The organism is Filifactor villosus, assembly GCF_042652965.1.
Classification (GTDB): domain Bacteria; phylum Bacillota; class Clostridia; order Peptostreptococcales; family Filifactoraceae; genus Filifactor; species Filifactor villosus.
Genome location: NZ_JBHSHL010000014.1, coordinates 141,760 through 167,618, shown reverse-complemented (window position 1 = coordinate 167,618; position 25,859 = coordinate 141,760). Strand labels below are relative to the sequence as shown.

Below are 25,859 nucleotides of genomic sequence, written 5' to 3'. Positions count from 1 at the left end.
ACAGATGAAATATTCAGTTACTCTTTTTTTCTTTATTTTTTTGATGATGACTCATCCTATCTTTGCAACTACGGATTTTGATGGCAGAAGTATTCAGGAACTTCAGAAAAATAAGAACGATATCCAAATAGAGATCGATGGAAAAAAGAAGTATCTTTACGAAATTGAAAAAGACCTGAACGAATTGGATAGGGATATCCTCGAACTCGAAACTTCTATTCGAAAAAATGAAGCTGAAATAAAAGTCTTAGATAAGAGCATCTTAAAAACTCAAGATGAGATGGATGAACTGAATCGACAAATCTCCGAAAATCAGCAGAGGCTTGGGAAACGCATGAGGGCGATGTACAAAAATTCACAGTTGGGCTATTTGGAAATCATCCTTTCTTCAAAAAATATTTCGGAGCTGATAAACAACCTTGTCATTTCAAAAAAAATCATAGATTACGACAAAAAAATTTTTCGGAGTTTAGAGACCGATAGTGCTTCACTTCTGGAAGTTCACAGAGCTCGCGAAGAAAAAGTTGTAAAAAGACATGAGAAAAAGTTGAAATTGCTCGATGAGAAGTTCGACTTGGAGCAGGAAAGAGCTTTTCAAAAAGAACTGGAATACCGGGTTGACGAGGAGCTTGCTAAATTATATGTTGAAATGGACATTTTAGAGAAGGAAGCTGATCATCTCAAAGATAAGATCCTGCTTCTTCAACAACAGGGAGATGGGGGATATAAGGGTTACTATGAGAACACAACCTTCACTCCCGCCATAAACTCAATCCGGTGGCCTCTTGAAGTCAAGGGTAGACTTACTTCCGGTTACGGATACAGGACACATCCCATTTTGAATCGGGTAATGTTTCACTCCGGGATTGATATTGCCGCTCCCGAGGGAACTTCTGTCCTTGCAGCCGGCGATGGACTTGTTCTTTTTTCCGGAATTCAAGGAAGTTATGGGAATGTGATCTTTGTCGCACATAGCGAAGAACTGGTCACCATCTATGCACATAATTCCAAAAATATGGTGTCTGCAGGTCAGTGGGTAAGTTCCGGAGAAAAGATAGCGGAACTGGGTTCGACAGGACGTTCCACAGGACCTCATTTACATTTTGAGGTCAGAGTTTTTGGGGAAACAACGGATCCGATGAGATTCTTTCAATAGATCACGAAATATAATGAGGAGAGATGATAGATGAAATTTTCTAAGATCAAGTTATTGGTTTACAGTACGACCCTCGTTTTGGTAACGAGTTTGGTAACAACGAATGTGGTATCGCAAAGGTATGAAGCCTTAATAAAAGACAGTTTGAAATATGAAAAACTTATGTATTTGGAAAAGGAGATCGAACAGAACTTCTATCAAGATGTTAACAGCGAAGATCTCTTCTTGGGCATGCAAAGAGGTCTTTTCTTAGGGTTAAACGATCCTTATTCAGAGTACTTTACAAAAGAAGAACTCGATGAACTCTCCGAACAGACCACCGGAGAACTCATTGGGATAGGGGTCATTGTAGGAATCAAAGATGAGAACATTGTAGTCATTTCACCCTTAAAAGATTCTCCCGCGGATCGAGTCGGTATCAAACCCGGAGACATTATAAGTAAGGTCAATGACCAAGCCTATAATGCAAGCCAGCTTTCTGAGGCGATAAAAGAGATCAAGGTGCCCCTTTCTCAAAAAAAATCCTCTCTATTGGGTAAACCGGACTATGGAACCGTTAAAATCGAAGTTTTGAGAGAGAAAGAGCCTATCGTTCTGGAGATCGAAAGAGAAGAGATACCCTTACACACTGTTGAGCACAAGATGATCGATGAGCTGGGTTATATTCAAATCACACAATTTGCCGAAGGGACAGCAAGAGATTTCAAGGTAGCGTTGAAAGAGTTGAGAAATCAAGAAATAAAAGGTCTGATCATCGACTTGAGAAACAATCCGGGTGGTCTTCTTGATCAGGTGCAGGAAGTTGCTGACAGCATTATGGGAGAGGCGACCATTGTCTATACCCAAGATAGGAAAGGGAAAAAAGAATATATCAAGTCAAAGGACGGAGGTCAACTGGATATTCCTTTAGTCGTGTTGATCAATGGAGGATCAGCTTCCGCTTCAGAAGTTTTGTCCGGTGCTGTTCGTGATAACGAAGTAGGCACTTTGGTCGGAGAGACCACCTTTGGAAAAGCCTTGGTACAGTCCGTGAGATTATTGAGTGACGGCTCCGGTTACAAACTCACCACCCAACAATACTTTACTCCTAAGGGCGAAAACATCAATCATAAAGGGATCAAGCCGGATATCGAAATTGCCTTGGATGAGGAAAAATTTCTCTCAAAACAAGTAGACAACCAACTAGAAAAGGCAAAAGAGATTTTACGCGGAGATAAATGATGCTGCATAGCCTTTTTCATTTAAACCTTTAAACAAAAAAGAAGGAAGAGCCGGAACAAATGTTCTTTAACTCTATACTTCTTTTTTTGTTTGTGATAAAATATAGGTCGGTAAAATTACAGTATTAATACTGTTATCGATTTGAAATGTCGGGAATACAAAATATATTATTATCGAAAAACAGTTTGAAAGATCGCAGTGCAAGGTTAATTTTAAGAGATCATTGTATAAACTTTGTAAAAAGGGATATCTATGATTTTGAAAGTTCTTTGTACAATGATGCGAGAATAAGCAACAGCATAGCGGGATCCGTTAAGGAAATATCGCATAATTCGAAAAATCATTACAAAATCAATCTTAATATGAAGAATAAAGTTCTCGAACATGCTGATATAACGGTTTTTCATTCTTTATAAAACCAAAGAAAAATCAAGGATTTGACCTTGTTCGGCATTTCCTTAATTTCCATTACTTTCTTATCATTTATCGAAGTCAAAGTCCGGAAAGAGCAAAGAAACATAGACAGGTATTATCGATCCTAACTCCTAATCAGTACTCGGAAACAATATCAAACCCGACAAACTTTTGATACCTTTGTGGGAGGGAATAGAAAACGGATAAAATAACAGGACTGAAAAATTTGAAAGATCCGATCCCATCTTCATCCTTCTACGTCTTTGGACTCGCCTATATAGAATTTGTTAAGATATAAAAAATATTTTTTAAAGAGGTGTAGAGATGAACCGATTTAAATTAAGTACGGAGTTTAGACCAACAGGAGATCAGCCTCAGGCGATCGAAGACATGGTTACATCCATAGAAAAGGATCAAAAATTTCAGACCCTATTAGGTGTAACGGGTTCGGGAAAAACGTTCACGATGGCAAACATTATCGAACGTACTCAAAAGCCGACCTTGGTCATTGCTCACAACAAAACCTTAGCGGCGCAATTATACTCCGAATTCAAAGAATTTTTTCCTGAAAACGCAGTCGAATACTTCGTCTCCTATTATGATTATTACCAACCGGAGGCCTATGTTCCCAGCTCCGACACCTATATCGAGAAGGACTCCAGCATCAACGATGAGATTGATAAGATGAGACACAGCGCTACGGCAGCAGTCATAGAACGAAGAGATGTCGTTATCATCGCTTCGGTTTCCTGTATCTACGGTTTGGGGGACCCCGATGACTACAAATATATGATGGTTTCGTTGCGTCCCGGTATGATTAGAGATAGGGATGATGTAATAAGACAGTTGGTAGAGATCCATTACGAACGCAATGACATCAATTTCGTGCGTGGAACCTTCCGTGTTCGAGGAGACATCCTGGAAATTATGCCGGCAAACACCGATATCAAAGGACTTCGAGTAGAGTTCTTCGGGGATGAGATCGATCGAATCGTGGAGGTGGATCATCTTACGGGAGAAGTATTGGGAGAATTGCGTCACGCTTCCATATTTCCGGCATCCCACTATGTTACCACCAAAGAAAAACTGGAAAAGGCGATCACTTCCATCGAAAAAGAACTCGAGGAGCAAATCTCCTATTTTAAAGAAAACGATATGCTTTTAGAAGCCCAAAGAATCGAACAAAGGACTCGTTACGACATCGAAATGCTTCGAGAAATAGGAACCTGTAAAGGAATTGAAAATTATTCCCGTCATTTGACCGGAAGAAAAGCGGGAGAAAGAGCCTTTACTCTGATGGACTTTTTTCCGGATGATTATCTTATCATCATAGACGAGTCTCATGTCACTATTCCACAGCTGAACGCAATGTATGCAGGAGATAAATCAAGGAAGGATTCTCTTATCCAATACGGATTTCGACTCCCTTCGGCAGCAGACAACAGACCCTTGAAATTTGAAGAGTTTGAAGTCGTCTCAAACCAGATTTTATTTGTATCGGCTACCCCGGGAAAATATGAAATCGCTCATTCCTCGGCCTTTGGAGAACAGATCATAAGACCCACGGGACTTTTGGATCCTATCATAGAGGTAAGACCGATAGAGGGACAAATCGATGATCTTCTCTATGAGATCAACGAACGAATACAAAAGAACGAACGTGTCCTGGTAACGACGCTTACAAAAAAGATGGCGGAGAGTTTGACCGACTACTTGAAAGAGGCTGGGGTCTTGGTGGAATATCTTCACTCCGACGTGGAGACCCTCGAAAGGATTCGTTTGGTCCGTAGCCTGCGCTTGGGAGAATTTCATGTTCTGGTAGGAATCAACCTCTTACGTGAAGGTTTGGACATCCCGGAAGTTTCGTTGGTTGCTATTCTCGATGCGGACAAAGAAGGCTTCTTACGCTCCGAGACATCTTTGATACAGACCATAGGGAGGGCCGCAAGAAATGCCGACGGAAAAGTCATTATGTATGCGGATAATATCACCCGTTCGATGGCGGTATCGATAGAGGAGACCAAGAGACGAAGAGAGATCCAACATCAGTACAACATTGAAAACTCCATCGTACCTCAAACAATTATAAAACCGATACACGATGAGATTTCGATGATGGTCGCTCAAAGCGAAGAAACGTACTCCGTAAGGGATACCATCTCGAGGGAGGAGGCAGCTGAAAAAATAGATCAGCTCAAAGAAGAAATGTTCAAAGCTTCAGATAATCTCGACTTTGAACGCGCTGCGATACTCAGGGATGCCATTATGGAGTTGGAAAAGAAATTTGGTAAAAAATAGGAGAGAAAACATTGAATAGCAAAAAAGACAAGATCATCATAAAAGGAGCAAGGGAAAACAATCTGAAAAATATCGACATCAGCCTTCCTCGAAACAAATTCATCGTATTTACAGGATTGTCCGGATCGGGAAAATCCTCTCTTGCCTTCGATACGATTTATGCGGAAGGGCAGAGAAGGTATGTGGAGAGTCTCTCTTCTTACGCAAGACAGTTTTTAGGACAGATGGATAAGCCCAATGTGGAATATATAGAAGGACTGTCCCCGGCGATCTCCATCGATCAGAAGACAACTTCTCACAATCCCCGCTCCACCGTAGGAACGGTGACGGAGATCTACGACTATCTTCGTCTTCTCTATGCCAACATAGGAATCGCTCACTGCCCGGTGTGTAAGAAGGAGATCAAAAGTATGACGATCCAGGAGATCGTGGATAAAATTATGGAGTTTCCCGAAGGAAGCAGACTTCAACTGATCTCCCCCGTCGTACGAAGCAAGAAGGGAAGACATGAGAAGGTCTTACAGGCAATAAAGAAGGAAGGGTTCGTCCGAATCCGAATTAACGGAGAGATCAAGGATATCTCCGACGAGATCGATCTGGACAAAAATAAAAAAAATTCCATCGATGTCGTTGTCGACCGTATCGTAATAAAATCAAATATCGAAAAAAGGCTTGCGGATTCGATCGAGATCGCCGTTAAAATGTCGGACGGCCTGGTGAGCGTAGATACTATGGACGGAAACGAAAAGCTGTTTTCTACAAACTTTTCCTGTCCTGACCACGAAGTTACGATAGAGGAGATCTCCCCGAGAATGTTCTCCTTCAACGCTCCCTATGGCGCCTGCGAAACTTGTAACGGACTGGGTTATATGAACAGAGTGGATGCTAAACTCGTAGTTCCCGATCCGAGCAGATCTCTCTCGGAAGGAGCTGTCGAAGCATGGAACAGCTCGGATAAGAACGGAAATGAAGGCTATTATATGATGATGATCCGGACCTTGGCGCAGAACAACAAGGTCTCTATGGATATACCCTTCGAACAGCTTCCAAAGGACTTTGTTCAAAAGCTTCTATACGGAAGCGATGAGCTTTTGACCTTCAAATTTGAAAGCCAATTTGCCGACGGGGTGCGAACCTACAATGCAAAGTTCGAAGGTGTGATCCCGAACTTGGAAAGAAGGCTTAGGGAGACTTCTTCCGACTATGTGCGCGAAAAACTCAACAAATATGTTATCGAAAGCAAATGCCCCTCTTGCAATGGCCACAGGTTGAAAAAAGAAGTCCTCTCCATTACAGTCGGAGGGAAAAACATATCCGAGATGACGGATATGTCCGTATCCAAGCTCCTGGACTTTGTAAACTCCTTGGAACTGACAGAAAAAGAAAAATTTATTTCGGAAGAGATCTTAAAGGAAGTAAGAAACAGGCTTACCTTTCTCTTGGACGTGGGATTGGAGTATCTGACTCTATCTCGAAAAGCATCCACCCTGTCCGGAGGAGAATCTCAGAGGATTCGTCTGGCGACACAGATAGGATCGGCCCTCGTAGGTGTTTTGTATGTGCTTGATGAACCGAGTATCGGTCTGCATCAGAAGGACAATGATCGACTGATAAAAACCCTGCGAAATTTGACGGACATCGGAAATACTCTCATAGTCGTAGAGCATGATGAAGATACCATGTATGCGGCTGACGAGATCGTCGACATCGGACCCGGTGCAGGGATCCACGGAGGAGAAATCATAGCTCAGGGGAGTATCAATGTGATAAAAAAATGTAAGCACTCAATCACAGGCCAGTATTTAAGCGGAAAAAAATACATTTCTCTACCGGATAAGAGAAGAACTGTCACGGAAGATCACCATCTTCATATCAGGGGAGCAAGAGAAAACAATCTCAAGGACATCGATGTGTCGATCCCCCTATCAGTGATGAATGTCGTAACCGGAGTTTCGGGGAGCGGAAAAAGCTCCTTAATCAATCAGATCCTTTACAAGGCGGTAGCAGCAAAAATCAACAGGACTAAAGAGAAACCCGGAGAATTTACTTCTATTGAAGGTATGGAACAAATCGACAAGGTCGTCAACATCGATCAATCTCCGATCGGCAGAACTCCCAGATCCAATCCCGCAACCTATACGGGCGTTTTCGACTTTATCCGAGACATCTTTGCCGAGACCTTAGAGGCGAAGGCGAGAGGATACAAAAAAGGACGATTCAGCTTCAATGTCAAAGGGGGAAGATGCGAAGCCTGCAACGGAGACGGTATCATTAAGATCGAAATGCACTTTCTTCCCGATGTCTATGTACCCTGTGAAGTATGTAAGGCAAAACGCTACAACAGGGAGACCCTTCAAATCCTATATAAGGGAAAATCCATCTCCGATGTCTTGGAGATGAACGTGGAGGAAGCTTATTCCTTCTTTGAAAATATTCCTAAAATCAAGAAAAAACTGGAAACTCTGCTGGAAGTCGGTCTGGGATATATCAAGTTGGGACAGCCCTCCACCGAATTATCCGGCGGAGAGGCTCAAAGGATCAAATTGGCGGCGGAACTCAGCAAGAAGGGAACGGGAAACACCCTCTACATCCTCGATGAGCCTACTACGGGTCTTCATATCGCTGATGTAGACAAACTGATCCACGTTCTCCAAAAACTCGTCGACAACGGAAACACCGTTGTAGTAATCGAGCACAACCTGGATGTGATCAAAATTGCCGACAACATCATCGACTTAGGGCCCGATGGAGGAGATAAAGGAGGAGAGATCATCTTCACAGGTACCCCGGAAGAAATATTAAAGTGCAAACGTTCTTATACAGGTCAGTATTTAAAAAAACATTTGAAGAGATAGGAAATGGAAATGAAGATCGATTCTATTCTTAAAAAAAGAGGGCTTTATCTGATCTCTTTCGAAGAAGGGAAGGAGCTGACCGTTTCGGAAGAGCTGTTGTTTGCCCTCGGTTGGAAGAAGGGTAGGGAAGTGGTTTTGGATGAAAGGCTCTTTGAAAAACTGGAACAGGATAAGTATCAACAGTGTTTTCATATAGCTCTTCGAAAGTTGGATTACTCCGCCCTATCTTCCAAACAATTGGAACAACGTTTAAAGAAGGAAGGTTTTTGCAGCAAGCATATCACCTATGTCATCGAAAAACTGAAGAGGATGAAACTGATAGATGATGACCTTCTTTCCAAGCACATTATCGAGTCCTGTCTATCCAAGGGTTTTTCGAAGGAGAAGATCAGGATGAAACTGTACTCCAAAGGCCTGTACAATGAGGAAGAGCAGATTCTTTCACAATATGTACCGCGAGATAGAGAAGAGGACAATGCCTATGCTGTGGCAAAGAAAAAATATAAGTCCCTTTCAACACTCCCTCCTATCGAAATAAAAAAGAAATTATATTCGACTTTAAGTTATCGAGGTTTCCGTTATGACTCGGTCAAAACCGCGGTAGAAAGGCTATTATCTGAAGAAAATTTTGATATTACCGATGAATAGTTCCCCTTGTTGTGATATAATAAGTAGGTTTTCACGGAATATGTTATAGAAAAGGGGTTATACTTTGAAAAAAGAAATTATACGCAATGTTGCAATTATAGCCCATGTAGATCATGGAAAAACGACCTTGGTCGATGCCCTGTTAAAACAGAGCGGGGTATTCAGACAAAACCAAGAGGTCGAAGATAGGGTAATGGATTCCAACGACTTGGAAAGAGAGCGGGGGATCACCATCTTATCCAAGAATACCGCAGTCCATTACAAAGATTACAAGATCAATATCATCGATACCCCGGGACATGCCGATTTCGGCGGAGAAGTAGAACGGATCTTAAAGATGGTGGACGGAGTCGTATTGGTCGTAGACGCATTTGAAGGCCCCATGCCTCAAACAAAGTTCGTTTTGAAAAAAGCTCTGGAGCTTAAACTTCCTTCCGTCATTTGTGTAAACAAGGTAGACAGACCCGAAGCGAGACTGACGGAAGTCGTGGACGAAGTCTTGGACTTATTTATCGAGTTGGATGCAAATGAAGAACAGTTGGATTCTCCCTTTATTTTTGCTTCCGCAAAAAATGGGATCTCAGGAAGACAACATGATGCCTTGGAAGAGTCCATGCAGAGTTTGTTCGAAACAATCATCCAAAACATACCTTGTCCGAGCGGAGATGAAGACGGTTACAGTAAGGTTTTGATCTCCACCATCGATTACAACGAATATGTAGGCAGAATCGGAATCGGCAAGGTAGAAAGCGGTACTATTTCGGTCGGCGATGAAATGTGGGTAACGAACTACGAGCAAAAGGACAAGTCTTATAAAGTCCGTATAGGAAAACTCTATGAATACGATGGTCTGAAACGTGTGGAAGTGTCCTCTTCAGGAACGGGAAGCATCGTAGCAATATCGGGAATAGAACAAATTGAGATCGGAGATACGATCACGACCGCTGATGACAAGACTCCTCTTCCCTTTGTCAAGATCTCCGAACCTACACTTGTCATGACTTTTTCCGTAAATAACGGACCTTTTGCAGGTCAGGAAGGAAAGTTCGTGACCTCTCGTCAGATCCGCGACAGACTGATGAAGGAGCTGAATACCAACGTATCTCTAAAGGTAGAGGATACTCAATCCGCGGATTCTTTCAGAGTTTCGGGAAGAGGAGAACTCCATCTTTCCATCTTGATGGAGCAGATGAGAAGAGAAGGCTACGAGATTATGGTCTCCAAGCCGGAAGTCCTTATGAAGGAAGATGAGAATGGCAAGGTGATGGAACCCATGGAGAGGGCTATCATCGATGTTCCGGAAGAATTTATGGGAGCTGTCATTGAAAAACTGGGAGCTCGAAAAGGTGAGATGGTCAATATGGTCCAGTCCAAGGGAGGATATACCCGGATTGAGTTTTTGATTCCTACGAGGGGAATGATAGGCTACCGCTCCGAATTTCTCACAGACACGAAGGGAAACGGTATTTTAAATACCCTTTTTGAAGGCCACGATTACCACAAGGGAGAGATTCCCAAAAGAAGCCAAGGTTCTCTTGTTTCGTTTGAAACCGGAGTTGCCGTAAGTTATGGTCTATATAATGCACAGGAGAGGGGAGTTCTCTTTGTTTCTCCCGGAGACAAAGTGTATGAAGGGATGGTTGTCGGTTCAAACGCAAAACCCATGGATATCGATGTCAACGTTTGCAAACGAAAGCAGGCTACCAATATGCGAGCTTCCGGTGCAGATGAGGCTCTTAGACTCTCTCCGCCCCGAAAAATGTCTTTGGAAGAAGCTCTGGAGTTTATTGAGCATGATGAGTTGATTGAGCTTACTCCCAAATCGATGAGGATTCGCAAGAAAATCTTGGATAAACAGCAACGAGCAAAGTCAAAAAATAAAAGTGTTTAACTCATATAAAAAGGTTGTAATTTTCTCTTAAACAGAGAAAATTACAACCTTTTTTCGACATTTATCCTTGTTGATACTATTCTCCGATAAAAATGCCATCCGCAGAAACAATGTAATCACTAAAGTACATACAAGTTTAACAGATTTCGGTTCTGTACGACCCAACAATTCAAACAGATAATAACAGCACTTGTCAAAGAACATCTCTGCGGATCAACAGCTTGATCTTTCCTAATATCGATACATTGTTGCTAATAATGGGTTCATAGGATTCATTTTCCGGTTGTAGGCGAATATGATCTTTTTCTTTATAAAAGCGTTTTACCGTCGTATATTCTCCATCGATCAATGCAACAACGATATCTCCATTTTTTGCAACTGTTGTTTTTTCTACAACGACGATATCTCCGTCATAGATACCCGCATCGTACATACTGTCGCCGGATATGTTTAAGATGAAATGGTCGTTATCGCTGATCCACTCCTTGGGGATCGGAAAATACTCATCGATATTCTCCACTGCAAGGATGGGTTGACCTGCCGTGACCTGACCGACGAGAGGGATATCGACCGTCTTCTTTTTCTCAAAGCCCATGCGCTCTACAGAATTTATCACTTCAATCGCTCTGGGCTTTGACGGATCTTTTCGAATGTATCCCTTATCCTGCAAACTCTTTAAACACGAATATGCAGTTGAAGTAGATCGGAACCCTATTTCAGAACATATTTCTCTTATGGAAGGAGGATATCCCTTCTCATCTACATTCTCAGATATATATTGTAAGGTCAGTCGTTCTTTTTCACTTAAATCGATAAACATACAAAAACCTCCTGATTCAATAATTTACTACATTATAGCAGACAAAGGAAAAAAAATCAAACAAATGTTCTTAATCTTATTGACACAGAACATTTGTTCTGATATTCTATAAATAGAACAAATGTTCTATTAAGACTTTGAAAGGAGAATTGCTATGACAAAGTATGAAACTAATCCTAAGATAAGAGTGAGGAATTATAGAAGAAAAAGAGAGGATTTAAAGAATAGACGTAGGATTTATATCGCGAGGATCATCCTGATCACTGTCGTCTGCTCGCTGTTATCGATGTCTATTGTATATGCCTTTAGCAACACACATAACAGTTCTGCTGATTCGAGAGAACCTATCGAGTTTTTGGTCCAACATGGAGACACTTTATGGAACATCTCTTTAAACTACAAGCCTGAAGGCATGGATACCAGAGAGTATATTCGCCAAATTATGTATGCAAATTCCATGAAGGATTCTCTCATCAAAGTAGGAGAAACGATCTATCTTCCACGTTAAGTCATTTTGCCGAACCGATTTTATGTTTTTTCTCAATTTATACTATGGCGATACCGCATAATTAGAAAAATCAGCATAAAACCACTTTTATAAGAAGAGTGAAATTCTTAAAGGTGTTGATTTAACAAACATTAGTATTTGATAAAACGGGAATTAAAATCAGACATTTGCCCCTGTACGGTATTTCCCCTATTGTTTATTGCGCTGTTGAGATCAACGATTTATATTTTATAGGAAAAGAAAGAGATTTGCATAGTCGCATAAAAAGATAAGATATCCTTTCTGTTGGAGAATAGTATTATATCGTGTTGTCTTATGCAACAAATGTTGTGGTTTATTGCCACCATAAGAATGCCTGTCTGAAACGTTTCAGAAGGCGTTCTTATGTTTTATACTATTATTGTGAATACGAACATCCAAAGGCGATCATCGAGAAACCTTTCTTCCTTGAATGGTCTTGATCGATTTCGCTACAGAAGATGTGATGATCAAACCAATAGCAATCGCTCCCGATATAAAGAAGGTCTCCACCCCTTTTTCAAGTCCCTTCTGATAGTCTTTCTGAACGAGCAGCAACATCGTTAAATAGAGGCCGGAACCGGGAACCAAGGGGATGATGCTAGGGATGATAAAGGCAGTGACAGGTTTTTTCATGATCCTCGAGAGAATTTCCGCTACTACACCTACACAGATTGATGACAGAAAAATGGAAAAGACAACTCCATTCCCGTTTTCATTCAAAAAAAGATAGACGATCCATCCGAAGGCACCTGAAAGTCCACAAAAGAACAATGTGTTTTTAGGAACATTAAAAAAAACGGCAAAACCTATGGTTCCCAAAAAAGAAAGAACAAAAGACAAGAATGCATTATCCATCTACAGAACCCCTCCAAACTTCATCCACATCAACAGACCACTACCCACACCGGTTGCAATGGCAATCGCCGTCATCATAGCCTCAAATCCCTTGGATACTCCGGATACGAGATCTCCGGAAATAAAATCTCGAATACTGTTGGTCAAGGATACTCCCGGCAGAAGAGGATAGATAGCTCCCACGATTACCAAATCAAAGTGTTCAGAAAGATTAAGCTTCATCAAAACAATCGAAATCACAGTGATCAAAAAGGCTGCAACTCCGTTTCCAAGAAAGGATACGGAAGAAACATCTTCGATTTTTTCAGAGATAATCAAGGCTATCATCGATGTAAGAGTTGCACAAATAAAATCCGACAATCCGCCCTTAAATAGAAAGGTAAAAACTCCTGATGAAATAGCTGCAGCCAATATCTTGGAAAAAGAGGGATAGCCCGGGTCGTCGTCGATCTCCTCCAAGCTTCGGATCGTTTCTTCATAATCGTTGTAGGCTGTATCCACAAACTTCCTGGATATATCGTTTATCTTACATATCTTATCTATATTGATACCTCGTTTTCGAATATGTTTTACAAAGGTAAAACCGTCAAATTTATTGTCTCCCAGAAGGATGAAGGTGGGAGTTGCATAGGTGTTGATCCCTTTTAAATCTTTACTTTCACAGATCCTGCATATCGTATCTTCCACCCTGTATATTTCAGCTCCGTTTTTGATCAGGATTTCTCCTGCCAAAAGAGCAATCCTCAAAATCGTTTTCTTTTCGTCTATACTTCTTACTGTCTGCAAATTTTAACCTCTTTTCCATAAATTCCTTTTAAAAAATATGCTATAATGAATTATAACATATTTTTTGACACAGATACGTTTAAGGAGAAAAAAGTGAAGTTTAAAGAATTTAATTTAAGAAAAGAACATATATCCGCACTCAAGGATATGTATATTAGTTCGCCGACCGAAATACAGAGCAAGGTGATCCCGTTGATGAGAAGGGGAAGAGATCTTCTGGTCCAAGCACAGACCGGAACGGGAAAGACACTTTCTTTTTTAATTCCAATATTAGAAAACTTTTCCCCTGAAGAAAAAGAGAGTTGTGCTTTGATCATTGTTCCTACCCGCGAACTTTCAAACCAAATTTCTTCAGTTTTGGAATATTTTCAAAAACACAGGGAGCTTCATGTGGTAAACGCCTGTGGAGGGCACAGTATCCATTCTCAACAAAAAGCTTTGGAAAGAGCATCCAACATCATCGTAGGAACTCCCGGAAGACTTCTGGATCTATTGAGACGCGGAAGTATCAATTTCAAACACCTCAGTACAGTTGTTATCGACGAGGCGGATCAGATCATCGCCTTTGGTTTTTTAGATGATTTGAATATTTTGATGGGAAAACTCCCAGAAAAAAAACAGGTATGTATGTTTTCAGCGACCATATCCAACGAAGTACGAAAGATTTCGACCTCCTTTTTGAAGAACTCTCTCAAAATTCATACCTCAGTTGAGGAAGTCGTTTTGGATAATATCAAACAAATTGTTATAAAAACCACGGATTCGAGAAGGCTGTCCTCGCTCTTTCATGCACTCGATACGACAAACCCCTTTATGTGTATGATCTTTTGTAACTCGAAAAAAAGTGCGGAAGAACTCTACCGACACTTTATCGAGAAAAAATACAGCAGGTTTGACCTCTTACACGGAGATATGTCTCAGACCAAGAGGGAGAAGGTCATAAAAGATTTTAAAGAGCTTAAGACCCAGTATCTTATTACCACCGACCTTTCTGCAAGAGGGATCGATATCGAAGGGATTACTCATGTGTTTAACTATCAGCTCCCTCGCGATATCGAGTACTATATTCACAGGATAGGAAGGACCGGAAGGATGAACAGGGAAGGTTATGCGGTCTCCTTTGTGTCTCCCAAGGATGAAGCGATGTTGACAAAGATAGAAAAAAGGCTGTCTTCTTCCTTTACTATCCTCTACGACACAAAGGATCGAGAAAGAGAACTTATAAAATACTCTTTTTAATAAATAATTTTGCAAATACACAGGTGGTGCATTAAAAATATGAAAAAGATGCACAACTCTCTGCGATATTGCCTATATGTTCCGTCGATGTTCTGATACGTTATTTGTACTAAGGAAACACCGCAAAAATGTGAAATCTTGATTTTCCTATGGGTTTGCAAAAAGTGAAGTTTTGTCAAATCCATACTTTCAAGAAATTTATCATTCATATACAGTGATTTTTTGGATTATGTGGTTTTTCCCTAACTCCAAACATGATATCGACCCGTCTGTATTATGCCGGAGATATAGAATAATGGCAACTATCCATATGCCATTACACCGATCATCTTCGATATGGAGGGATATTTTGAAAAAAGGTTTCGTTTTTATCTATATGTGCTTATTACTGATCTCATTATCCGCCTGTACGAGATTGATGACTCCGGAGGAGTTGATCAAGCCTCCTGAGCTCAATGTGGAAAACAAGTTGATCAAAGATGCTCTGAACAATGCTATTCCTCAGGGGTCTGTCTTGTATAACCTACCCTATATCTTACACAAAAAACAGGAACCCGGCCATAAAGAACAGGCTTTTTCGTTGGAGGATTTTGACGGGGACGGACAACAAGATGTAATCGCACTCTATCGGAATAACAGTCTTCAGATGACAGGTCTGCTCGTTTTGAAAAAAAACGAAGACGGATGGTCAAAATCGAATGACTTGCAGATAGATGCGGCAGAGGTTTTCGACTATGAATTAAAAGATATTGATGGCGACGGTCGTTTTGAAGTGATTTTCGGTTATATGGATAAGGCGGAAGCAAAATTGATTTCCATTTATAGACAGGAAAATTCTTCTCTGATCAATATTTTTGAAGAAAATTATTACTCTTATGTATTTTCGACTCTCGAATACCCCGACAGAAGCTTTCTCGTGCTCTCCAACTTTACACCGGAGCCGCTTTCGAACACTTTGAAACTGTTTGAATACAACGAGGGAGGCTTTAACTTGGTCGATCAGGTATTTTACTCAAAAGGGATATCACCTTATAACGTTCAAGTCGGAAATATAGATCGTGATAATATCGGCATCTTCACGGATCTGTATGTAAACAACGCTTATGGTCAAAGCGATATCCTGGTTTTTCGAAATGGGAAGTTAAAAACCATTATGCCGAAGATGGAAGCCTCATTTACGCAAAGGGAACCCATTCCCTGCGCGGACATTGACTCGGACGGTATTATAGAAGTGGTCAGAACCAAAGATGTGAATTCTGAATATTTCCCGGGTAGCGGACAGCCTCTGTTTGTAAAAGACTACTATAAGATTTTAGGTCTATCCTCTTCCGAGATGATCCGGGAGATCTATGAAGATTCTACAGATATGTATATCAAGATTATTTTTCCTGTAGAATTTTGGGATAAATACTTCTTGACCAAGGACGAAAGTTCTCAAAAGCTGATGATCTACTATTGCCCTGACAACGAAAAAGGATACCCCTACTTTCCTTTAATGGAAATTCGATATTTAAGCGGTTCTTACAAAGCAAATTATAAGGATTATTATATCTTGGAGGAGACGGACTCGCATATCACTGTGTGTAAGTCGATCGATTCCACAGAAGCGGTTCCTTTAGAATATAGGGACGAATTCAAAAAGTTGTTACAGCTGTCTTATTCTCCCGAGAAGTTTATTAAGGTGCTGGAACAAGAACGGAGGAGCAGATGAAGATATTAGTATTGGAAGACGAAGTGGCGATTCGAAGCTTTGTTACCCTGAACTTCAAGAGGGAGGGGTTTGATGTGTTTGAAGCGGAAAACGGGCTTACGGCAATTAAGCTCTTTGACGAAAATTCGGATATTGAGATTGCCGTGCTCGATGTCATGCTTCCTGATATAGACGGGTTCGAGGTCTTAAAATATATCCGAAACAAAAGTAAGAGTGTAGGAATTATTATGTTGACCGCCAGAACTCACGAACAGGACAAGGTTATGGGGCTGGAATACGGGGCCGATGATTATATCGTAAAACCGTTCAGTCCTGCAGAGTTGATTGCTCGAGTAAGGTCTTTGGCACGAAGGCTCTCTGCAAGGGAGGAAAGTCCTAATATCATCACCGGAGGAAATTTCTACATCAATATTTCCGACAGAAAGTTTTTCAAAGATAATGCAGAGATCGAATTGACTCCTAAGGAATTTGAAATCTTAGAACTGTTTCTAAAAAACAAGCATAAATCTTTATCGAGAGACTTCATTCTAAATAAGATCTGGGGTGAAAACTACTTTGGGGACTTAAAGGTCGTAGATGTCAATATAAGACGTATCCGCAAAAAAATCGAAGAAGATGCCGCTAACCCGACTTATCTCAAGACAGTGTGGGGTTTTGGCTACAGGTGGGAAGATGAGTAGGGGAGGATATTTGTTTAAGGTCTTCGGACACAGCAATCTTTCGATACGAGCCAGGATCATTCTGAGCTTTGAAACAGTTGCCTTGATCGCGGTCATTTTGATGGAGATCGCTCTTTCCTTTGTAATCAAGTCTTACTATTATTCAGGTGCCGAGCAAATTCTGTACGATAGGGTTCAGTTAAGTTCAAGTTTCGTCAACACCTATGTTACAACTTCAGATATTCGCGAAAAAGCTCGGTTTCTGTTCGATAACTTTATGAAGGAGGATAACGATAAGTATCTGATCCAAGTGATCGATACCAACTACAATGTTGTTATGGATTCTTATGATTTCTCTTACATTCAAACTGTTCATTCCAAGGATGTCGAGTCGGCATTAAGAGGAAAAACATCCATCAACATTGAAAAAAATGAACAGACCCACGAGAAAATCATGGCAATATCTACTCCTCTAAAACAGTATAGCGAAGTTCATGGAGTGATCCGTTATATTATATCAATGGAGGAGATTGACAGAGCGATCAAACTCTACATCTCTCAAAGTCTTGTTTTTGCAATGCTCGTGCTTCTTATATTTTTGGTAATCTCTTTAGTTATCTCCAAGACGATTGTGACACCGATCCAAAAATTGAAGATAGCTGCCGATCAGATGGCAAGCGGAGACTTTGATGTACGGGCCGAAAAACTCTACGATGACGAGATCGGCCAGTTGGCCGATACCCTAAATTACATGGCGAGTGAAATTACAAAGTCGGACAAATTAAAAAAAGACTTTATCTCCTCGATATCCCACGAACTTCGAACACCCCTGACTTCCATCAAGGGATGGGGAGAGACTCTGTTATCCGATGTGGAAAAAGAAGACAGCGACCTTGGAATGGGCCTTCAAATTATTTGCAGTGAATCGGAACGTCTTGGGAATATCGTGGAGGAACTTTTGGACTTTTCGAGATTGGAAGCCAATACTATGAGGGTTTATAAAACCGTGATCGATCCCAAGCAAGTCTTGGTAAATGTGTATAACCAATTCCTTCCTCGAAAAGGGACTTTGCAATTTCAATGCGAACTTAAGGGTATCGATGCAAGTATTTATGCAGACCGAAACAGATTGAAGCAGGTGTTTATCAACCTGATCGCTAATGCCTTTAAGTTTACCCCGGAGAACGGAACAGTAAAGGTAAGCGCACAGGGATTTGAAGACAAGGTGATCATTACCGTCAAAGATAGCGGAATAGGAATTTCCGATGAAGATATTTTGAAAGTAAGAGAACAGTTTTTCAAGGCGAATGTCAATGCCCCCGGAAGCGGTATGGGGCTATCCATCGTCGAAGAAATCTTAAAATTGCATGACGCATCGATGGAGATCTACTCGGAACTTGGTAAAGGAACCGAAGTGAAGGTTATTTTCCCATCTGCTCAGGAAAGGGGGAACAACATTGAATAACAGAAACGAAGGCCATGCATTGATCTTGGAAGGTGGAGGGACGCGAGGTATCTACACTTCGGGAGTCCTGGACTTCTTTTTAAAGAGGAAACTCGAATTTGATTATATCATCGGAGTTTCTGCAGGAGCCTGCAATGCTACGGGCTATATTTCCAAACAACTCTACCGAAACGCTCGGGTTGTTTATCACTATTCAGGGAACGATGACTATATGAGTTTCTATAATTTGTTCAAGACAGGTTCCTTTTTTGGGATGGATATGATGTTCAATAAGATCCCTAACTATTATCTTCCTTTTGACTACGAGGGATTTAAAGAGAATATAGGAGTATTTAAGGTCGTTGTGACCAATTGCGTTACAGGAAAGGCGGAATACATCAATATACATCAACTGGATTCGGAAGGCATGAATGCCCTCAAGGCAACAATTTCTCTTCCCTATATTACAAACATGGTGCAACTTGGGTCAAACCTTTACCTCGACGGAGGGATCACCGATTCCATCCCGATCAGAAAATCGATTCGAGACGGGAACAGAAAACACGTTGTAGTTTTGACCAGAGATAAAGAGTATAGAAAGAAGGAAAATCCGGCTTTCAGGATTGCAAACCGAAATTTTTACAGGGAATATCCCTTGCTTCGCAAGGCAATCGAAGAACGTTATATTCATTATAATCGTACTCTCGAACTGCTTTCTTACTTGGAAGAGAGAGGGGAATGTTTTGTGATTCGACCGAAGAAAGAAATTGAATTCGGTCGTCTCGAAAAAAAGAAAGAAAAGCTTCTTGAGGTCTACGAAATGGGATACCGAGATGCGATGGAACACTTTCGCGACCTGTGCGATTACCTTGGAAAATAAAGGAATGGAAATGAACAGAAAATTTACTCACCTTCACCTTCATACCCCTTACAGCCTGCTCGACGGCTTTGCCAAGATGGAAGATCTCGTCTTAAAGGCCAAAGAAGATGGGATGGATGCTGTTGCCATCACCGATCATGGGGTTATGTTCGGTGTGGTCGACTTTTATAGAATAGCAAAAAAACATGGGGTCAAGCCGATTATCGGTTGTGAAGTCTATGTTGCAGCCAGGACCAGACATGATAAGGAGCCCATGGATAAGAGTTCCTACCACTTAGTCCTTCTCGCAGAAAATGATTCGGGCTATCAAAACCTTATCCGTCTGGTCTCTCTGTCCTTTACAGAAGGCTATTATTATAAGCCCCGTGTGGATATCCAGGCCTTGCAAGAACATTGCGAAGGTCTTATTGCGTTGTCCGCCTGTCTGGGAGGAGAAGTGCAACAAAAACTCTTAAAGGACCGATATGAAGAGGCTATGGAATCGGCTAAAAAATATAGAGATATCTTTGGAGAAGGAAACTTTTTCTTAGAACTTCAAGACCATGGGATCCCGGAACAGTCGATAGTAAACAACCGTTTAAGACAGCTTTCTAAAGAAAGCGGGATCCCACTGGTCGCAACGAACGATGTACACTATGTCAATAGAGAAGACGCAAAGACCCATGAGATCCTCCTGTGTATTCAAATGGGAAAAACGCTGAAGGACGAGGGCAGGATGGAATTTGAGACGAACGAGTTTTATTTCAAGACTACAGATGAGATGTACAAACTCTTTCCCGAGGATCAAGAAGCCTTATACAACACCCATTTAATCTCTGAACGCTGCGATGTAACGTTTAACTTCGATGTCATCCATCTGCCTCAATATATATCGGAATATGACTGCTCCAACAAAGAGCTCTTCGATAAAATCTGCATGGAAGGACTTAAAAAACGCTATCCGAATATCACGGAGGAGATTCGCTCACGCTTTGAATACGAAAAATCGGTAATTGAAACCATGGGCTATGTAGAGTATTTCCTTATTGTATGGGACTTTATCCGCTATGCAAAGAAAAACAGGATCATTGTAGGCCCGGGAAGAGGGTCGGCGGCAGGTTCGATCATCTCTTACTGCCTTGATATCACCGATGTGGATCCCATAGCATATAACCTCCTGTTTGAACGTTTCTTAAATCCGGAAAGGGTGTCCATGCCGGATATCGATATCGACTTTTGTTATGAACGCAGGGAAGAAGTCATCGATTATGTAAAGAAAAAGTACGGAGAAGACCATGTAGCACAGATCATCACCTTCGGTACCTTAGGTGCGCGCGCTGCTATCAGAGATGTAGGCAGGGTACTGGGAATGAGTTATGCCGATGTCGATAAGGTCGCCAAGGAAGTTCCTTTTTCGCTGGGAATGACGATCGACACTGCACTCAAGATGAATCCTTCTCTAAAAAAAATGTATGAGAATGATCCCCGAATAAGAGAACTGATCGATTTTTCCAAGGGTATAGAAGGTCTTCCTCGCCACGCTTCAACACATGCGGCGGGAATCGTGATCTCCAAAGATAAACTCGATGAACACGTACCTCTCTATATGCATCAAAACTCTGTTGCCACTCAGTTTCCCATGTCTACTCTGGAGAGTCTGGGACTTTTGAAAATGGACTTTCTCGGCCTTCGAACCCTTACCGTGATCCAAAAAACTCTTAGAACGATCGAAAAAGTCTATCATACAAAACTGGATTTTTCTAAAATTCCTATGAACGATCCAAAGGTCTACGAGCTTTTATCGAGCGGAAACACCTTGGGCATCTTCCAGTTAGAGAGCAGCGGAATGAGGAGCTTCTTAAAAGAATTTCGACCTGAGAGCTTTGAAGACATCGTAGCAGGAATCTCTCTCTACCGTCCGGGTCCTATGGAATCGATACCCGCCTATATAAAAAATAAGAACGGAGCTAAAATCAACTACCTCCACCCCAAATTAGAGCCTATCCTGAGGGTCACAAACGGAATTATGATATATCAGGAACAGGTCATGCAGATCGTCCGTGAGCTTGGAGGTTATTCCTACGCGAGAGCGGATCTCGTTCGTAAGGCGATGAGCAAAAAACAGATGGACATCATGGAGGAGGAAAGAGAATACTTTGTAAACGGGAAGATCGACGAAAACGGAGAGATTCTTATTTCCGGCTGTATAAGGAAGGGGATTGACTCCTCTACAGCAAATAAGATCTATGATGAAATGATCGACTTTGCGAAATATGCCTTCAACAAAAGTCACGCGGCGTGTTACGGAGTTCTTGCATATCAGACCGCTTACTTGAAAACCTTCTATCCTGTCGCCTTCATGGCTTCTCTTATGACCAGTGTCATGGGAAGGACGGAGAAGGTTGTTGAATATATTCGCGAATGTCATACATTGAAGATTGAGGTGCTTAACCCCGATATCAATCGAAGCAAGAATTATTTTTCCGTCGAAGAAGATAAGATACGTTTTGCCCTTTCCTCATTAAAAAACATAGGAGAGAATGTGGTTTTGTGTATTGTCAAAGAAATCGAAGAGAACGGTCACTTTGTTTCTCTGCACGATTTTATAAGAAGACTGCCCCAGCCTGTCGCTTCCAAACGTGTGATCGAAACTCTGATCAAATCAGGATCTTTTGATAGCTTGCACAGCAACCGAGCACAACTCTTGGCCAACTATGAGGAGATCTCAGACCGCGTGCACTCAAGATCGAAGCAGACGATAGCCGGTCAAGTTTCGCTGTTTGAAACGGAAGGAGACCAAAGTTCTTCTTTTCAAGATGACTTTGATTTTAAAGTCTCCGACTTTTCGATCAAAGAAAAACTCTCGATGGAAAAAGACGTCATAGGACTCTACATCAGCGGTCATCCCTTGGAAGAATACAAAGAAGTAATAGAAAAATACTCCAAAACAACGATATTGGATCTGCTCCATCTGCGAGACGAAAAATTGCAAACGGGAGATTTTTCCGAGTTTAAAACCATTTTATCGGGTATCATACAAAGCAAAAGCATCAAATATACGAGGAATAATCGATTAATGGCTTTTCTTTCTTTGGAAGACCTGACTTCTTCACTTGAAGTTGTCGTATTTCCCAATATTGTTGAGCGATATCTCGATCTTCTCAACGAAGATGAACCCGTCATCGTCTACGGAACAGTACAGTTCAAAGAAGATGAAGATCCTAAAATCTTAGCGGATAAGATTGAATCTTTGAAGGAGAAGAGGTTTAAAAAGCTCTATATACAGATCTGTGAAGACTCGAATTTGAAGGAAATCAAGTATCTTATCAAAAAATATCCGGGAAAGGATACGGTCATCTTCTTCGACAAACTAAAACAACGGGCATTTGAGTTGGAAAGTTATAAACACATCTCTGCTGATCCTCTTGTGCTTAAGAGACTGGCAGAAGTTGCAGGAAAGGATAATATTAAGATAAAGGAGCCATCATGAAAAGGATTGCAGTATTAACCAGTGGAGGAGACGCTCCGGGAATGAATGCCGCCGTTCGTGCAGTAGTTCGAACGGCTATCTACAACAACATCGATGTCTATGGAGTCCGTAGGGGATTCAAGGGATTGATCGAGGGAGATTTAAAGAAAATGAACCTATCCTCTGTAGGTGACATTATTCACAAGGGAGGAACCATACTTCGTTCGGCGCGCTGTCCCGAATTCAAAGAAAATCCATCTTGTCGGGAACTGGCGATCCAGCTGTTAAATGTATTTAAGATAGAGGGTCTTGTTGTGATTGGCGGAGACGGAAGCTTCATGGGAATGAAGTCTCTATCGGACTTCGGTTTCCCCGGTATCGGAATCCCCGGAACCATCGATAACGATTTGGCATATACAGACTTTACAATTGGTTTTGATACCGCGGTCAATACCGCCTTGGAAGCCATCACAAACCTAAGGGATACAACTTCTTCCCATGAGAGGGTGACCATCGTCGAGGTTATGGGAAGAAATTGTGGCGATATCGCCTTAGATGCAGGACTTGCAGGGGGAGCTGAAGCGATTTTGGTTCCAGAAATAGGATATAATCTCAAGGAGATCTCCCAAAAACTCATAAACAGTAACAAGCGTGGCAAAAAACAAAGCATCATCGTCGTTGCGGAAGGAGTGGGGAACTTAAACGAAATCGCCAACCAGATCAAGGAACTCACGGATATGGATGTCAGAACAACCATCTTAGGGCATGTGCAACGAGGAGGGAATCCATCGGCAAAAGATCGAATACTGGCGAGTGAAATGGGTTATCATGCAGTAGAGCTCTTAATGGAAGGAAAGATCTCGCGAGTAGTGGGAGTCCGAGAAAATAAAATCATTGATATGAATATCAATGAGGCCCTTGCTATGCAGAACAAGTTTAATGAAAGAAGGTTTGAGATCTCAAAGGTCCTTTCCATCTAGACAAACTGCGTAATCGGAAGTTGCAGAGCTCTCGATCTTCGCTTATTTTTACACTAGGACCTAATTGAAATACCGGAATACAGAGTATATAGCCATAAACTATAGATGATTTTCAATTTAATCAGATTCGCAAATGAAACTTATAACAAAGGAGTTATCTCTATCCATATTTTGAGCCGAGAAAGTTTTTGAATTGTCATTAGACGACAGTGATATCGGTTTTAAATTTAGAAGATTTTATAAGCAATAGAACCAAGAGAAGAGGAAGTTTAATAATGTTAAAGAAAAAGACAAAGATTGTTTGTACCATAGGACCATCAAGTGAAAACGAGGCTGTCCTAAAAGAATTGATAGCAAACGGACTTAATGTGTGCAGGTTGAACTTTTCCCACGGAAGTCACCCTGAACATCAAGCGAAGATAGATTTGATCAAAAAGGTCAGGAAAGAGACGGATCAGCCGATCGCTATCTTACTGGACACCAAGGGACCCGAGATCCGAACGGGAAAATTCGATGCCGAAGAGATCCTGCTTGAAGAAGGTCAAACCTTCACTTTGACAACAGAGGATATCATCGGAAACAAAGAAATATCATCCATTTCCTATAAGGGGCTCGTCCATGACGTAAAACCCGGAAACACGATTTTGATCGATGACGGACTTATCTCCATGGAAGTTCAAAAAGTTACCGATAAAGATATCGTCTGCCTTGTAAAAAACAGCGGGATCATTAAAAATAACAAGGGGATTAATGTTCCCAATGTGAAAATAAATCTTCCCGCCATCACCCAAAAAGATAAAGAAGATATTATCTTCGGTATCGAAAACAACATAGACTTTATTGCAGCCTCCTTCGTAAGAAAGGCTTCCGATGTCCTTGCCATCAGAGAGATTCTGGAAGAGTACGATGCCGAACACATACAGATTATCTCGAAGATCGAAAACCAGGAAGGTGTAGATAATATCGATGATATTCTCCAAGTGACGGATGCCATTATGATCGCAAGGGGAGATTTGGGAGTTGAAATTCCTACGGAGGACATTCCCATTGTTCAAAAAATGATCATAAAAAAATGTAATCTTTTATCCAAGCCTGTTATTACAGCAACTCAGATGTTGGATTCAATGATCCGCAACCCCAGACCCACTCGGGCAGAGGTCACTGACGTTGCCAATGCCATCTATGACGGAACAGATGCTATTATGCTATCCGGAGAAACCGCTTCGGGAAAATATCCGGTAGAAGCTCTCAAGACAATGAGCCGGATCGCATCCAAGACGGAAACCACCCTGGATTATAGCAAAATGACCTCCGAGCGTGCAAAAAATCGTTCTGTGAATATTACAAATGCGATTAGCCACGCGACCTGCACAACAGCTGATGATATCGGTGCATCCGCTATCATCACAGCAACCGAGTCGGGATATACCGCCAGAATGGTTTCCAGTTACAGACCCAGCCAACAGATCATAGGAGTGGTAAACGATGAGGTAGTGCTTCGACAGATGGGGATCGTCTGGGGGATCGTTCCCTTAAACATTGAAAGAAGGGTAGACTCTACCGACGAACTCTTTGATGTTTCTATTGATTCCGCCACTAAGGAAGAATTGATTAAATCGGGAGATGTAGTAGTAATAACAGCAGGAGTGCCCTTAAGACAAACGGGATCCACCAACCTTATAAAAGTACACGTTGTTACTGAAATTTTAGCAAAGGGAATTGGAATAGGAAATCATGCTCTGATGGGGTGTGCCAGAAAAGACCTTTCCAACTTTATCGATGGAGATATCCTTATTGCCAAGTTCACGGATAGAGAGACAGTACCCTATATGGAAAGAGCTTCCGCCATCATCGTGGAAGAGGGCGGTTTGACAAACCACGCAGCAGTAGTGGGATTGAGTTTAGGAAAACCTGTTATCGTAGGTGCAAAAAATATTCTTGAGACGATAAGAGACGGGGAAGATATCACAATCGAGCCCAATAAAGGTTATGTCTATCGTGGCAAAGTTTCTGTTTTATAAACTG

General features: G+C 41.4%; 18 protein-coding genes. 15 read left to right on the top strand and 3 right to left on the bottom strand.

The genetic code is table 11. The features are described from left to right. Window positions 1-4 precede the first annotated feature (4 nt). From ACFO4R_RS04540 to typA, 6 genes are all read left to right on the top strand, one after another. On the top strand, window positions 5-1,156 hold the full coding sequence (locus ACFO4R_RS04540; protein ID WP_379787852.1) for a murein hydrolase activator EnvC family protein: 1,152 nt from the start codon (window positions 5-7) through the stop codon (window positions 1,154-1,156). Window positions 1,157-1,186: 30 nt separating this feature from the next. After that, window positions 1,187-2,377 (top strand): S41 family peptidase, encoded by a 1,191-nt coding sequence (locus tag ACFO4R_RS04535; protein WP_379787850.1) that lies wholly within the window; start codon window positions 1,187-1,189, stop codon window positions 2,375-2,377. A gap of 738 nt (window positions 2,378-3,115) precedes the next feature. After that, window positions 3,116-5,089 (top strand): excinuclease ABC subunit UvrB, encoded by a 1,974-nt coding sequence (uvrB, locus tag ACFO4R_RS04530; RefSeq protein WP_379787849.1) that lies wholly within the window; start codon window positions 3,116-3,118, stop codon window positions 5,087-5,089. Between the two features lie 11 nt (window positions 5,090-5,100). After that, the gene (gene uvrA, locus ACFO4R_RS04525) at window positions 5,101-7,944 is read left to right on the top strand and encodes an excinuclease ABC subunit UvrA (RefSeq protein WP_379787848.1); all 2,844 of its coding nucleotides are present in this window, start codon (window positions 5,101-5,103) and stop codon (window positions 7,942-7,944) included. A 9-nt stretch (window positions 7,945-7,953) separates the two neighbouring features. Continuing rightward, window positions 7,954-8,592, top strand: a complete 639-nt coding sequence (locus ACFO4R_RS04520) for a regulatory protein RecX (RefSeq protein WP_379787847.1) — start codon at window positions 7,954-7,956, stop codon at window positions 8,590-8,592. A gap of 64 nt (window positions 8,593-8,656) precedes the next feature. Beyond that, window positions 8,657-10,483, top strand: a complete 1,827-nt coding sequence (typA, locus tag ACFO4R_RS04515) for a translational GTPase TypA (protein ID WP_379787846.1) — start codon at window positions 8,657-8,659, stop codon at window positions 10,481-10,483. Between the two features lie 193 nt (window positions 10,484-10,676). Here the strand turns inward: typA and lexA are convergent, their stop codons facing one another. Then, a complete protein-coding gene (gene lexA / locus ACFO4R_RS04510; protein WP_379787845.1) occupies window positions 10,677-11,303 on the bottom strand; it encodes a transcriptional repressor LexA in 627 nt (208 codons plus the stop codon). Window positions 11,304-11,457: 154 nt separating this feature from the next. Here lexA and ACFO4R_RS04505 point away from each other — a divergent pair, with 154 nt between their 5' ends. Next, window positions 11,458-11,811, top strand: coding sequence for a LysM peptidoglycan-binding domain-containing protein (locus ACFO4R_RS04505; protein WP_379787844.1), 354 nt, complete (start codon window positions 11,458-11,460; stop codon window positions 11,809-11,811). A gap of 426 nt (window positions 11,812-12,237) precedes the next feature. Here ACFO4R_RS04505 and ACFO4R_RS04500 read toward each other — a convergent pair whose 3' ends face one another. Beyond that, window positions 12,238-12,687 carry a threonine/serine exporter family protein gene (locus ACFO4R_RS04500; RefSeq protein WP_379787843.1) on the bottom strand — a complete coding sequence of 150 codons (450 nt, stop codon included), beginning with the start codon at window positions 12,685-12,687 and terminating at the stop codon, window positions 12,238-12,240. Continuing rightward, on the bottom strand, window positions 12,688-13,473 hold the full coding sequence (locus ACFO4R_RS04495; protein WP_379787842.1) for a threonine/serine exporter family protein: 786 nt from the start codon (window positions 13,471-13,473) through the stop codon (window positions 12,688-12,690). A 93-nt stretch (window positions 13,474-13,566) separates the two neighbouring features. Here ACFO4R_RS04495 and ACFO4R_RS04490 point away from each other — a divergent pair, with 93 nt between their 5' ends. The 8 genes from ACFO4R_RS04490 to pyk all read left to right on the top strand — a co-directional run bounded on the left by ACFO4R_RS04490 (window position 13,567) and on the right by pyk (window position 25,855). Then, entirely contained in the window at window positions 13,567-14,712 is a 1,146-nt protein-coding gene (locus ACFO4R_RS04490; protein WP_379787841.1) for a DEAD/DEAH box helicase, read from the top strand. 349 nt (window positions 14,713-15,061) lie between these two features. After that, window positions 15,062-16,423, top strand: coding sequence for an FG-GAP repeat domain-containing protein (locus ACFO4R_RS04485; RefSeq protein WP_379787840.1), 1,362 nt, complete (start codon window positions 15,062-15,064; stop codon window positions 16,421-16,423). Continuing rightward, entirely contained in the window at window positions 16,420-17,103 is a 684-nt protein-coding gene (locus ACFO4R_RS04480) for a response regulator transcription factor (protein WP_379787839.1), read from the top strand. Before ACFO4R_RS04485 ends, ACFO4R_RS04480 begins: the two co-directional genes overlap by 4 nt. Next, a complete protein-coding gene (locus tag ACFO4R_RS04475; protein WP_379787838.1) occupies window positions 17,096-18,547 on the top strand; it encodes a sensor histidine kinase in 1,452 nt (483 codons plus the stop codon). The genes ACFO4R_RS04480 and ACFO4R_RS04475 overlap by 8 nt, the downstream gene beginning before the upstream one ends. Beyond that, the gene (locus ACFO4R_RS04470) at window positions 18,540-19,406 is read left to right on the top strand and encodes a patatin-like phospholipase family protein (protein ID WP_379787837.1); all 867 of its coding nucleotides are present in this window, start codon (window positions 18,540-18,542) and stop codon (window positions 19,404-19,406) included. The genes ACFO4R_RS04475 and ACFO4R_RS04470 overlap by 8 nt, the downstream gene beginning before the upstream one ends. A 10-nt stretch (window positions 19,407-19,416) precedes the next feature. Then, the gene (locus tag ACFO4R_RS04465) at window positions 19,417-22,875 is read left to right on the top strand and encodes a DNA polymerase III subunit alpha (RefSeq protein WP_379787836.1); all 3,459 of its coding nucleotides are present in this window, start codon (window positions 19,417-19,419) and stop codon (window positions 22,873-22,875) included. Continuing rightward, window positions 22,872-23,834 (top strand): 6-phosphofructokinase, encoded by a 963-nt coding sequence (gene pfkA, locus ACFO4R_RS04460; RefSeq protein ID WP_379787835.1) that lies wholly within the window; start codon window positions 22,872-22,874, stop codon window positions 23,832-23,834. The genes ACFO4R_RS04465 and pfkA overlap by 4 nt, the downstream gene beginning before the upstream one ends. A 275-nt stretch (window positions 23,835-24,109) precedes the next feature. Further along, complete coding sequence (gene pyk, locus ACFO4R_RS04455) at window positions 24,110-25,855, top strand: pyruvate kinase (RefSeq protein ID WP_379787834.1); 1,746 nt, start codon at window positions 24,110-24,112, stop codon at window positions 25,853-25,855. Window positions 25,856-25,859 lie beyond the last annotated feature (4 nt).

Coding starts and splice junctions, on each gene's coding strand:
- ACFO4R_RS04540 (WP_379787852.1), top strand. CDS start 5: ATGAAATATTCAGTTACTCTTTTTTTCTTTATTTTTTTGATGATGACT.
- ACFO4R_RS04535 (WP_379787850.1), top strand. CDS start 1,187: ATGAAATTTTCTAAGATCAAGTTATTGGTTTACAGTACGACCCTCGTT.
- uvrB (WP_379787849.1), top strand. CDS start 3,116: ATGAACCGATTTAAATTAAGTACGGAGTTTAGACCAACAGGAGATCAG.
- ACFO4R_RS04520 (WP_379787847.1), top strand. CDS start 7,954: ATGAAGATCGATTCTATTCTTAAAAAAAGAGGGCTTTATCTGATCTCT.
- lexA (WP_379787845.1), bottom strand. CDS start 11,303: ATGTTTATCGATTTAAGTGAAAAAGAACGACTGACCTTACAATATATA.
- ACFO4R_RS04505 (WP_379787844.1), top strand. CDS start 11,458: ATGACAAAGTATGAAACTAATCCTAAGATAAGAGTGAGGAATTATAGA.
- ACFO4R_RS04500 (WP_379787843.1), bottom strand. CDS start 12,687: ATGGATAATGCATTCTTGTCTTTTGTTCTTTCTTTTTTGGGAACCATA.
- ACFO4R_RS04480 (WP_379787839.1), top strand. CDS start 16,420: ATGAAGATATTAGTATTGGAAGACGAAGTGGCGATTCGAAGCTTTGTT.
- ACFO4R_RS04475 (WP_379787838.1), top strand. CDS start 17,096: ATGAGTAGGGGAGGATATTTGTTTAAGGTCTTCGGACACAGCAATCTT.
- ACFO4R_RS04465 (WP_379787836.1), top strand. CDS start 19,417: ATGAACAGAAAATTTACTCACCTTCACCTTCATACCCCTTACAGCCTG.
- pfkA (WP_379787835.1), top strand. CDS start 22,872: ATGAAAAGGATTGCAGTATTAACCAGTGGAGGAGACGCTCCGGGAATG.
- pyk (WP_379787834.1), top strand. CDS start 24,110: ATGTTAAAGAAAAAGACAAAGATTGTTTGTACCATAGGACCATCAAGT.